At 69.4% G+C, this 11729-nt stretch carries 7 protein-coding genes; 5 read left to right on the forward strand and 2 right to left on the reverse strand.

What is annotated here, in order from left to right; translation table 11 throughout:
• The 3 genes from ACFY3V_RS25320 (at position 1) to ACFY3V_RS25330 (ending at position 3726) form a co-directional block, all read left to right on the forward strand.
• Complete coding sequence (locus tag ACFY3V_RS25320) at positions 1-981, forward strand: 2-hydroxyacid dehydrogenase (RefSeq protein ID WP_362902463.1); 981 nt, start codon at positions 1-3, stop codon at positions 979-981.
• Positions 982-1099: 118 nt separating this feature from the next.
• Positions 1100-2449 (forward strand): FAD-binding oxidoreductase, encoded by a 1350-nt coding sequence (locus tag ACFY3V_RS25325; RefSeq protein WP_362902461.1) that lies wholly within the window; start codon positions 1100-1102, stop codon positions 2447-2449.
• A gap of 17 nt (positions 2450-2466) precedes the next feature.
• The gene (locus ACFY3V_RS25330; RefSeq protein WP_362902437.1) at positions 2467-3726 is read left to right on the forward strand and encodes a cyclopropane-fatty-acyl-phospholipid synthase family protein; all 1260 of its coding nucleotides are present in this window, start codon (positions 2467-2469) and stop codon (positions 3724-3726) included.
• 106 nt (positions 3727-3832) lie between these two features.
• Here the strand turns inward: ACFY3V_RS25330 and ACFY3V_RS25335 are convergent, their stop codons facing one another.
• Entirely contained in the window at positions 3833-5365 is a 1533-nt protein-coding gene (locus ACFY3V_RS25335) for a long-chain fatty acid--CoA ligase (RefSeq protein WP_362902435.1), read from the reverse strand.
• Positions 5366-5535: 170 nt separating this feature from the next.
• Between ACFY3V_RS25335 and ACFY3V_RS25340 the strand changes: the two genes are divergently transcribed.
• Positions 5536-7107: a GMC family oxidoreductase gene (locus ACFY3V_RS25340; RefSeq protein WP_389777128.1), complete on the forward strand. Its 1572-nt coding sequence runs from the start codon at positions 5536-5538 to the stop codon at positions 7105-7107.
• 340 nt (positions 7108-7447) lie between these two features.
• The gene (locus ACFY3V_RS25345; RefSeq protein WP_350946107.1) at positions 7448-8623 is read left to right on the forward strand and encodes a cytochrome P450; all 1176 of its coding nucleotides are present in this window, start codon (positions 7448-7450) and stop codon (positions 8621-8623) included.
• 49 nt (positions 8624-8672) lie between these two features.
• Here ACFY3V_RS25345 and ACFY3V_RS25350 read toward each other — a convergent pair whose 3' ends face one another.
• Positions 8673-11495, reverse strand: a complete 2823-nt coding sequence (locus ACFY3V_RS25350) for a hypothetical protein (RefSeq protein WP_389776755.1) — start codon at positions 11493-11495, stop codon at positions 8673-8675.
• Between the last annotated feature and the right edge of the window lie 234 nt (positions 11496-11729).

Here is an 11729-nt window from a genome sequence, read left to right on the forward strand (position 1 = left end):
ATGCCCTGGAAGGTGCTCGCGCTGCCGCCGCTCCCCGAGGATGCGGTGCGCAACCTGCTCGGCTCGCTCGGCGACCGGGTCGCCGTCTCGGTTCCCGCGACCCGAGACAGAAAGTCGCTGCTCGCCGCACTCGGCGACGCCGAGATCGTGGTGGGCGACTGGAGCGGCGGGCTCACCCTGGACGCCGAGGCCGTCCGTGCCGCACCGGACCTGGCGTTCGTGCAACAGCCCTCCGTGGGGGTGGACGGCCACGATCTCGCCGCGCTCGCCGCGGCGGGCGTGCCGCTGGCCAACACCGCGGGGGTGAGCGCGATCGGGGTGGCCGAGTGGTGCCTCGCCGCCACTCTCGCACTGTCGCGGCGGCTGCTCGACGCCGACGCGGCGGTCCGCGCGGGGCGCTGGCCGCAGCTGGACCTCGGCCCCGCCGAGCTGTACGGATCACGCGTCGGCATCGTCGGGTTCGGCCCGATCGGCGAGGCCGCCGCCCGGATGTTCGCCGCCCACGGATGCGAGGTCTCCTACTGGACCCGGACGCCGCGCGAGGTGCCCTACACCTACCGAGAGCTCGGTGATCTCGTCGCGAGCTCCCAGGTGCTCGTTCTGGTCATCCCGCTGACGGAGGAGACCAGAGGGATGATCGACCCCTCCCTGATGCCCGCGGGCTCGCTGCTGGTGAACGCGGCGAGGGGACAGGTGGTCGACTCGACGGCGCTGCTGGAGGCCCTGGAGTCCGGGCACCTGGGGGGCGCCGCGCTCGACGTGTTCGACACCGAGCCGCTGCCGCAGGACGACCCGCTGCGCACCGCTCCCCGGGTCCTGCTCTCGCCGCACGTGGCCGGGGTGACCCCTCAGTCGACCGGCCGCCTGATCCGCTGCGTGCTGGACAACCTGGAGGCCGCGATCGAGGGCCGCCCGGTGACGAATGTGGTCAACGGGGTTGATGCGGTGGTCGGTCGAAGATCACTGGAAGAGCGGTCGTAGAGTTTTCTCGTGTTTAACGCGTCCCACCTGGTTCCGGAGACATCCGAGATATAGCGTGCCTAGGGGCGATCTTTCTGATGAGGTCATGGGGGTGATTACCGTGCGACAGACGACAGGGATGCCGGCGCACCGGCAGGCGGTGGAACAGATCAGGGCGTCTTACGCCGCCATCCCGCAGGACGCGGCGCCCCGGCTCTCCAAGGCCACCACGAACCTGTTCCGGTTCAGGGACGGCGCCCGCTCGGCGAAGCTGTCGGCCAAGGACCTGGACCAGGTGATCGAGGTCGACCCGGTGGCGATGACCGCCGAGGTCCAGGGGATGACCACCTACGAGAACCTGGTGGACGCCACGCTCGCCCACGGGTTCATGCCGCACGTCGTGCCACAGTTGAAGACGATCACACTGGGCGGGGCGGTGACGGGGCTCGGCATCGAGTCCACCAGCTTCAGGGACGGGCTGCCACACGAGTCGGTGGAGGAGCTGGAGATCCTCACCGGTGACGGACGGATCGTCGTGGCCCGTGACGACAACGAGCACCGCGACCTGTTCCGCGCGTTTCCCAACTCCTACGGCACGCTTGGCTACGCCCTGCGGATCCGGATCAAACTCAAGCGCGTCCAGCCCTACGTCAGGCTGACCCACATCCCGTTCGGCGACGCCGACAAGTGCATGCTCGCGATGCGGGAGATCTGTGAGCGCGGCGAGTACGAGGGCGAGCGCGTCGACTTCGTGGACGGCACGTTCTTCGAGCCCGGCGAGCTCTACATCACGGTGGGCCGCTTCGCCGACCGTGCCCCCTACCTCTCCGACTACACCGGGATGCGCATCTACTACCGGTCGATCCAGACCAGGACCCGTGACTGGCTCACCGTGCGCGACTACCTGTGGCGCTGGGACACCGACTGGTTCTGGTGCTCACGTGCCTTCGGCGTGCAGACCGCGCTGGTGCGGTCCCTGATGCCGCGCAAGTGGATGCGTTCGGACGTCTACCGCAGGCTCGTCGGTCTCGACCGCAAGTACGGGGTGATCGCCAGGGTCGACCGCTGGCGCGACCTGCCGGTACAGGAGTCGGTCATCCAGGACATCGAGGTGCCCGTCGAGCGCGGTGCCGAGTTCCTGGATTTCTTCCACACCAAGGTCGGGATGGCGCCGGTCTGGATGTGCCCGCTGAGGTCCACGGGCGAGTGGCCGCTCTACCCGTTGGAGCCGGGACGGCTTTACGTCAACTTCGGCTTCTGGGGAACGGTGCCGCTCCCCAGGGGGCAGTTCGACGGTTATCACAACCGTCTGATCGAGAACCGGGTCCACGAGCTGGAGGGGCATAAATCGCTGTACTCCACTTCGTTTTACCCAGAAGATGAATTCTGGCGGTTTTATAACGGAACCGCCTACTGGCCGGTCAAGCGGGCATACGACGGGGGTGGCCGGTTGCTCGACCTCTACGACAAGTGTGTTCGGGGGCGTTAGTAGGAGAGGTTGTTTCTGTGTCGCTCGCAGAGATCTTCGAGAAGGTCATGGGGCCCGAGGCGGACGTGCGCTTCGTCGCCTACGACGGAAGCAAGGCCGGACCGGACGGTGCCGACATCAGCGTCGAGGTGAAAACCCCGGCGGCCGTCGCCTACCTGGCGCAGGCACCCGGAGAGCTGGGTCTGGCGAGGGCGTACGTGTCAGGACATCTCGACGTCCACGGTGACATGTACACCCTGCTGTCCCGCATGTGGTCGCTCACCGTCAACGACATCCCGGTCGGGCAGAAACTCTCGGCCATTCGGGCCATCGGGGTCCGCCCGCTGCTGACACGAATGCCGCCGCCTCCGCAGGAGGTGCGGCGCAGCGTGCTCGCCCGGATGGGCAGCAGGCACGCCAAGCAGCGCGACGCCGAAGCCATCCACCACCACTACGACGTCTCCAACAAGTTCTACTCGTGGGTGCTCGGCCCTTCCATGGCCTACACCTGCGCGGTCTTCCCCGAGCAGGACTCCACGCTGGAGGAGGCGCAGCGCGCCAAGTTCGAGCTCGTCGCCCGCAAACTGGCTCTCAAGCCCGGCATGAGGCTGCTGGACGTCGGCTGTGGCTGGGGCGGCATGGTCATCCACGCCGCCCGCGAGTACGGCGTGAAGGCGCTGGGTGTCACGCTCTCGCGTCAGCAGGCCGAGTGGGCGCAGAAGGCCATCGCCGAGGCCGGTCTCGGCGAGCTCGCCGAGGTCCGCCACATGGACTACCGCGACGTGTCGGAGACCGGCTTCGACGCCGTCAGCTCGATCGGCCTGACCGAGCACATCGGCAAGGACCAGTTGCCCTTCTACTTCCGTTTTCTTTACGACAAGCTCGTCCCCGGCGGACGGCTGCTCAACCACTGCATCACCCGCCCGACGGGCACGGAGAAGACGCTCAACGCCGGCGGGTTCATCAACCGCTACGTCTTCCCCGACGGAGAGCTGGAGTCGGTCGGCTACCTGGCCCGCCAGATCGAGGACACCGGCTTCGAGATCCGCCACGAGGAGAACCTGCGCGAGCACTACGCGCAGACCCTCCGCTTCTGGTGCGCCAACCTCGACGACCACTGGGACGAGGCGGTCCGGGAGGTCGGCGAGGGCACGGCACGGGTCTGGCGCCTCTACATGGCGGCCTGCGTGGTCGGCTTCGAACGCAACAAGATCCAGCTTCACCAGGTTCTCGGGGTGAAGCTCCACGACGACGGCAGGGCCGGCGTCCCGCTCCGCCCTTCGACCGACTGGCCCTGATCTCCGGGACACCCGCTCACGCGCGGGTTCCGGGAGGCACGTCGCGTGCCTCCCGGAACCGGCGGCGCCGCCGCCGTGCTCTCACCGGCCGCGGACCTCTCGTCGCTCAGCGGAGCTCGCGCTTGAGGATCTTCCCGGTCGCGGTCATCGGCAGGGTGTCACGGAACTCGATGATCCGCGGATACTTGTACGCGGCCATGTTCTCCCTGCTCCAGGCGACGAGCTCGTCCTCGGTGACCGTCGCGCCGGGGGTGCGGATGACGTACGCCTTGACCTCCTCGCCGTGCGAGTCGTGGGCGATCCCGACCACCGCCGCGAGGGAGACCTCGGGATGGGTGATCAGGACCTCCTCCAGCTCGCGCGGGTAGACGTTGAAGCCACCCCGAATGATCATGTCCTTCACCCGGTCGATGATGGCGTAGTAGCCGTCGGCGTCGCGGGTGGCGATGTCGCCGGTGCGGAACCAGCCGTCCCGCATGACCTCGGCGGTCGCCTCGGGCCGGTTGTAGTAGCCCTTCATGACGTTGTGACCGCGGATCGCGATCTCGCCGGGCCCCTCACCCTCGATCGTCTTCCAGTCGGCGTCGATCAGCTTCATCTCCACCCCCCAGATCGGGGTGCCGATCGAGCCGGGCTTGCTGGGCCTGCCCGGCTGGTTGAAGCTGGCCACCGGGGAGGTCTCCGACAGGCCGTAGCCCTCCAGGATCCCGATCCCGAAGGTCCTCTCGAAGTCCTTGAGCACCTCGACGGGGGAGGAGGCGCCACCGGCGGCCGCGACCTTGAGCGAGGTGGGCACCTCGTCGCCGTCCGCGTGGATCTTCGACAGCATGGCCCAGTACATGGTCGGCACACCCGCGAACAGCGTGACGTTCTCGGCGCGCATCAGCTCCAGGGCGGGGCCCGGCTCGAAGCGCGGCAGGAGCACGATGGTCGCCTGGCGCCGGAACCCGGCGTTCATGACGACGGTCTGCCCGAAGGAGTGGAACAGCGGCAGCACCGCGAGATAGGCGTCGCCGCCCTCGCTCCGAGGGAACATCTCATCGGCGACCATGGCGTTGAGCAGCATGTTCTGGTGGCTGAGCTCGGCGCCCTTGGGCTGGCCCGTCGTGCCGCTGGTGTACAGGATCACCGCGGTGTCGTCGGGTGAGGTCTGCACGGTCTCGAACTCGCCGGACACGCCGTCCAGCGCCGCCCACAACGTCTCCCCGTACTCGGACTCGGTGGCGAACGCGGTGGCGGGCAGGATGAGGAGGTGTTCCGCCGAGGACTCCTCGAAGCCCGCCCTCCCGCGCTCGCCCAGCGGCAACTCGGGGGTGCCCTCGAAGCAGAACAGCGCCTTGGCCTGTGAGTCCTCCAGGTGGTAGGCGATCTCTCTGGACTGCAGCAGCACGTTGAGCGGCACGACCGTCGCGCCGGCCTTGAGGATCCCGTAGTAGACGAAGGGGAAGTAGGGCAGGTTGGGGCAGGCCAGCGCCACCTTGTCGCCCTTACCGATCCCCCGGGAGACCAGTAGGTTGGCAACCTGGTTCGCGATGGTGTCGACCAGGGAGTACGGCAGCCGCAGGTCACCGAAGACCAGTGCGGTGCGGTCGGGGGCCTCCCGGGCGCTGTCCTCCAGGGCGATCGACAGGTTGAGCATCGTGCGTCCTCCTCCGAGCGGGCTCTGACTTGCTCATACTGGCAGCCAGAGATACCGACCGGTAGGTAGCGCGGCTACGAATTGACTGGCAAAGCGTGGGGGAGTAAGCAGATGAGAGCGCGCTTACGGGGAGACGGGCCGGTCGTCTGTGTGATGAGAGGTCATTGAGCGTGGAGTACGACTACGTCATCGTGGGTGCGGGGTCGGCCGGATGCGTGCTGGCCAACCGTCTTTCCGCCGACTCTCGCGTGAGGGTCGCCCTCATCGAGGCGGGTGGTTCCGACCGGAGACTCGAGGTCCGGATGCCCGCCGGTTTCGCCAAGCTCTTCAAGACCGAGTGCGACTGGGACTTCACCACCGTCGGGCAGCCCGAGCTGTCCGGCAGGGAACTCTACTGGCCGCGCGGCCGGATGCTCGGCGGGTCCTCCTCGATGAACGCCCAGATGTGGGTGCGCGGGCACCGCGCGGACTACGACGGATGGAACGTGCCAGGCTGGTCTTATGAGGAGGTCCTTCCGTACTTCCGCAGGGCCGAGCGTCGCACGGGCTCCAACCACGGAGACGTGTACGGCACGAAGGGCCCGATCCACATCTCGGAGCTGCGCTCCCCGAACCCCGCCACCGCGCTCTTCCTGCGGGCCTGCGAGGAGTTGGGCATCGCCCGCCTGGACGAGCTCAACGGCCCCTCCAACGAGGGCTGCTCGCCGACACCCGTCACCCAGCACAGGGGCCGCCGCTGGAGCTCCGTCGACGCCTACCTCGCCCCCGCGGCCGGGCGACCCAACCTCACCGTGCTGACCTCCTCGCGGGTACGCCGGGTGCTCGTCGAGGACGGACGGGCGACCGGGGTGGAGTACGGCGACGGCGACGGCGACGGCGACGCAGCGGTGGCCCGGGCGCGGGGAGAGGTCATCCTGTCGGCCGGGGCGATCGGCTCGCCGCACCTGCTCATGCTGTCGGGCATCGGCCCGGTGGACGAGTTGCTGGCCGCGGGCGTCGGGCCGGTCCACGAACTGCCCGAGGTCGGCGCCAACCTCCAGGACCATCTCGCCTCGGGCGTCTTCCTGCACTGTCTCAAGCCGATCACCCTCGCCGGTGCCGAGTCGCCCGGCAACCTGCTCCGCTTCCTGGCCGGAGGCCGGGGCATGCTCACCTCCAACGTCGGCGAGGCCGTGGCGTTCATCCGCACCTCGGACGAGGAGCCCGCCCCCGACATCGAGCTGATCTTCGCTCCCGGGTCGTTCATCGGCCACGGCCTCACCCCGCCGCCCGGCCATGGCCTGACCATCGCCTCGATCCTGCTCCGGCCGGAGAGCCGAGGCCGCCTCTCGCTGGACGGCGAGGACGTCGTGATCGACCCCGGCTACCTGACGGCGCGGGCCGACGTCCGCCGTCAGGTGGCCGGGCTGCGCAAGGCCGGGGAACTGTTCGCCACCGAGGCGCTCCGGCCCCTCGCGGGACCACCGATGGACCCGTACTGGGGTCCGAGGACCGAGGAGGGGCTCGTCCGCTGGATCCGCGAACGCAGCGAGACCCTCTACCATCCGGTCGGCACCTGCCGGATGGGTGAGGATCCCGGATCGGTGGTGGATCCCGCCCTGAGGGTGCGGGGGATCGCCGGTCTGAGGGTGGCCGACGCCTCGATCATGCCGGTCATTCCCCGGGGGCACACCCACGCGCCCACCGTAATGATCGCCGAAAGAGCCGCCGACCTCGTCGCCGAGGACTCGCCGAGGCGTTGAGGCGCGAGATGCCGGGACGTCGAGGTGCCCGGGTGTCGGGGTGCGGGGCGTTGTGACGTCGGTCACCGGGGAGTCTGCCGCGTACCGGTCGCGCGGGAGGACCGGCCTGGCCGGGCTCCGGCCTTCCTTTCGCGGGGTCGCAGGGGGGAGCATGTTCTCCAGGCCGGGCGCTTCCCACATCGGGAGTGCTCCGGGAAAGGCGACGACCTCGTTCTGCGCTGGTTGAGGTGAGGGTCCTGTGGCAGGATCCAAGAAACAGAACGCGGTTCTAGTGGAGGCTGGCGTGACGGTTTCACTCGCGGACATCGACCTGTCGGACATCTCCTTCTGGGAGCGGCCGATGGCGGAGCGGGAGGCCGCTTTCGCGGTGCTTCGCGCGCAGCCGGGCCCTGTCCTCTTCGCCGAGCCCGAGATCCCCTTCGCTCCGCCGGGTCCCGGCTACTACGCCCTCGTGCGGCACGCGGACATCATCGAGGCGAGCCGCCACCCCGACGTCTTCTCCTCCGGCCGGGGGGCGACGTCCATCCAGGACCTCGGCCCCGACTTCGGCGAGTACTTCGGCTCGATGATCAATATGGACGATCCCCGGCACGCGAGACTGCGCAGGATCGTCTCCCGGGCGTTCACGCCAAAGATGATCAAGCAGTTCGAGGTCGACGTCGAGGCCGCCGCCGTGCGGATCGTGGACGATCTGATCGCGAAGGGCCCCGGCTGCGACTTCGTGACCGAGGTGGCGGCGAAACTGCCCTTGAAGATCATCTGCGACATGATGGGCATCGGACCCGAGCACTACCAGGCGGTCTTCGACGCCACGAGCATCATCCTGTCGGGCGGAGACCCCGAGTTCATCGCCGACGTCAGCCGCGCCGCCGAACTGCTCCTCGGCGCGGGGCAAGGGCTCCAGGACCTCGTCGTCTCCCTGGCCGCCGAGGGCGGGGACAACCTCACCACCGCACTGACCAGCGCCAACATCGACGGCGAGAAACTGACGATGCAGGAGCTCGGCTCGTTCTTCATCCTGCTGGTGGTGGCGGGCAACGAGACCACCCGCAACGCCATCTCGCACGGTCTGCATCTGTTCAGCGAGAACCCCGACCAGCGAGCACTGCTGCTCGAAGACTTCGAAGGACGCCTGCCCGGTGCCGTCGAGGAGATCGTCCGCCTCGCCTCGCCCGTCGCCTGGATGCGCCGCAGCCTCACCCGCGACCACGAGATGAACGGCCACCTCTACCGCGAAGGCGAGAAGGTCCTGCTGTACTACTGGGCCGCCAACCGCGACGAGAGCGTCTTCACCGACCCGCACCGCTTCGACATCCAGCGCACCGAGGGCCCGCACATCGGCTTCGGCGGGCCAGGGCCGCACTTCTGCCTCGGCGCCCACCTGGCCCGCCGCGAGATCACCGTGATGTTCCGCGAGCTGTTCACCCGCCTGCCCGACATCCGTTCCGAGGGGGAGCCCGACCGTCTGCGCTCCAGCTTCATCAACGGCATCAAGCGGATGAGGTGCACCTTCTAGCCTTCCGTGACCTTCCGGTGCTCCTCGCCCCTCAGAACGGGAGCGGTGCTCACCGCTCCAGCGCGCGGATCGACTTGAAGACGGTGTTGATGTCGGGGAGCAACTCCTTCTTGCTGTCCGGCACCGACATGTAGACGATCGCGGGCAGGTCGGCGCCGGTGCTCACGGCGGCCACGACCATGGTCGTCTTCGAGTCGCCCGAGGTGATCTCATACGCGGCGAGCTGGCCGGGCAGGCCGTTCACCGACAGGGTCTGCTGGGCGGTCTTGCGGGCGGTGTTGCCCTCGGGGAAGAACTTGTTGCGCCCGCTGGAGGCGACCGCGTTGATCACCGGTGCGAGGTTCTCCGGCGAGGTGTACTTCGCCTTCAAACGCGGGGAGAGCGGACCCGACATCAGCTGGGCGAACTGGGTCTTGCCCGTGGAGTCCGGGCCCGCGGGGAGATACTGGCGGGTCGTGAAGCCGTAGCTGGCGGGCATGCCGGGACGCTGGTCCTGCCGCCAGGGGGCACCGAGCTGTGCCAGGGTGATCCCCGCCTGCTGGTCGGTGAGCGTACCGGCCACCGGTGAGGCGTCGCCGGTGAAGCGCGGCAGACGGCCGATGGCGGCGGGCTTGGTCGACTTCTGGGTCGCCGCGGGCTTGGGATCGGCGGGGATCTCCTCGTCGGCCGAGGCGAGCGGCCCGGCCAGGAAGGCCCAGAGCACCGCGCCGAGCAGCGCGATGACCACGGATCCGGCGAGCGCGAAGATCCAGACCGGTCGGCCCCGCTCCCCGTCCTCCTCGTCCTCGATGGCCTGATAGTTGTCGCCGAAGACCGTGTTCCACAACTCCTGCTGGCGCTCCGGCGGAGGTGTCTTCGGGCCGCTGATCTGACCCGCGGTGACGAACGGCTTGTTCGGGTCGGACGGGTCACGACTCAGATGATGGCCGGGCTGGCCAGGCTGGTTCACCTGACCAGGCTGAGGCTGGCCTGGCTGGGACTGCCCCTGCTGGGGTCCGCCCTGTCGCGGGTCGGTTCCGGGGTGAACAGGGGGTGCTCCCAGAGCCGAGGACGCGTTGGGGGCCGCCGCGTTCGCAGCGGCCAGGGCCCACATGGCGGGGTTGTCGGGCACGCCGTAACCGCGCCGGGCGTTTTCGCCGCCGGAGTCGCCGCCGTTCCGGGGACCGTTCGGGTGGCCGCCATCGGGTGAGCTGCCGCCGAAGGGGGTGGCGCCGGGTTGGGAACCCTGAGCGGTGCCGGGGAGGGCGCCGCCGGAGCGAGCGGCCGGAGCGTCACCGTTCGCCCAGGCGGGGGAGAACGTCGAGGTGGGGGCCTCGGCGAATCCCGCGTTTCCCGGGGTGGCCGGGGGCCAGGTGTCACCGCCCGCCGGAGAGGTGGGCGGCCACGCGGCGTTCTCCGCCTGAGCCGGCGGCCACGCGTTGTTCTCCGCCGAGGGGCGACCGGAGGGCTGCCCCGGTGCGGTGGCCTGCCACGTCTCACCCGCGGCGCCGGAACCCTGCCGCTGGGCGTTCCCCTGCGGGCTGGTCGCCTGTGCCCAGCTGTCGGCCTGCGGGTTTTGGGTGCGGTCGCTGTGGGGTGGGGTGGGGGGCCAGGTGTCGTCGGGAGTGGCTGCTTGGGGCCGGCCGCCGGGGGAGTCCGTCTGGGGGGCCTGGCGCTGGTCGCCGTTGTGGGACTGGGGGGAGGTGGGCTGCGGCCATCCGTTGCCGTTGCCGGGTGGGGTCTGGTGCCGGTTGTCGGTGCCCCGCGGGCCCGACGCCTGCGCCCAGCCGTCGGCCTGCGGAGTGGTCGCCTGTGCCCAGCCGTCGGCCTGTGAACCGGATGCCTGTGCCCAGCCGTCTGCTTGAGAAGCGGACCCCTGTGCCCAGCCGTCGTTGCTCTGGGGAGCCGAGGCCTGTGCCCAGCCGCCTGCCTGCGGGCTGGTCGCCTGTGCCCAGCTGTCGGCCTGCGGGTTTTGGGTGCGGTCGCTGTGGGGTGGGGTGGGGGGCCAGGTGTCGTCGGGAGTGGCTGCTTGGGGCCGGCCGCCGGGGGAGTCCGTCTGGGGGGCCTGGCGCTGGTCGCCGTTGTGGGACTGGGGGGAGGTGGGCTGCGGCCATCCGTTGCCGTTGCCGGGTGGGGTCTGGTGCCGGTTGTCGGTGCCCCGCGGGCCCGACGCCTGTGCCCAGCCGTCGGCCTGTGCGGCGGATCCTTGCGTCCAGCCGTCGTTGTTCTGCGGGGCCGAGGCTTGCGCCCAGCCGTCGGCCTGTGAACCGGATGCCTGTGCCCAGCTGTCGTTGTTCTGCGGGGCCGAGGCTTGCGCCCAGCCGTCGTTGCGCGGACTGAAGGCATCAGGCCAGCTGCTGACCTGAGGGTTGGTCGCCTGTGCCCAGCCGTCGTTGTTCTGCGGGGCCGAGGCTTGCGCCCAGCCGTCGGCCTGCGGGCTCTGCGGGCGGCCGTCGCTCTGGGGCGGGGTGCCCTGGGACCGGCCGCCGCCGGGGAGGTCGGCCTGGGATGTGGAGGCGCGCTGTCCTTCGCCGGGTGAGGTCTGCCAGGAGGGGCCGTTGCCGCTCTGCTGCTCGTCCTGCGGGAGGGGCAGCCGGGGTCCGGTGCCAAGCGAATCGTTCGACCACGAGGGCGACGGCTCGGCAGCCTCCGGCCATGCCGAAGGCAGGTGGGACTGGCTGGACTGCTCCGAGGCCATGCTTTCCTTACCTCCCGCGCGGGTGCCCGAATTAGGCGTATTGGGCATGGTCTCACGTGAGACGGGGGGGCTCGCAGGGAAACTGGAGAACGCCCCCCTGAACTGGAGCCCGGTGGGGTCGGTCGGCGGATCCTGCATGGGCAGGCCGACCTCCATCGGATCCGGGCCCTGCCCCGACTCTGCTGAATGTGCCACGGTTAGAAGAGTAAACGCGAGAGACATACGAGGTCACAACAGGCGTATAGCCATCGGGTCTCGTTGCCCCCGGGAGAACGGGAGCCTCCATTCTGCTGACCTGGCCGGATCCTGTCTCCTGTTTGCCGTTATCGGCCCTGTTCTCGCCGACCACGAATACGCCTTGCGGGCTGCGATAGTCTTGCCCTATGCGTGCCGCGACCCTGCTTATCGGGCCGCATCGGCCTTCCCGTC

It is taken from the genome of Streptosporangium sp. NPDC000095, from assembly GCF_042899335.1.
In the GTDB taxonomy this organism is placed as follows: domain Bacteria; phylum Actinomycetota; class Actinomycetes; order Streptosporangiales; family Streptosporangiaceae; genus Streptosporangium.

Excerpts from the sequence above, each read along its gene's own strand:
- ACFY3V_RS25320 (WP_362902463.1), top strand. The coding sequence starts at position 1 with ATGCCCTGGAAGGTGCTCGCGCTGCCGCCGCTCCCCGAGGATGCGGTG.
- ACFY3V_RS25325 (WP_362902461.1), top strand. The coding sequence starts at position 1,100 with ATGCCGGCGCACCGGCAGGCGGTGGAACAGATCAGGGCGTCTTACGCC.
- ACFY3V_RS25335 (WP_362902435.1), bottom strand. The coding sequence starts at position 5,365 with ATGCTCAACCTGTCGATCGCCCTGGAGGACAGCGCCCGGGAGGCCCCC.
- ACFY3V_RS25345 (WP_350946107.1), top strand. The coding sequence starts at position 7,448 with ATGGCGGAGCGGGAGGCCGCTTTCGCGGTGCTTCGCGCGCAGCCGGGC.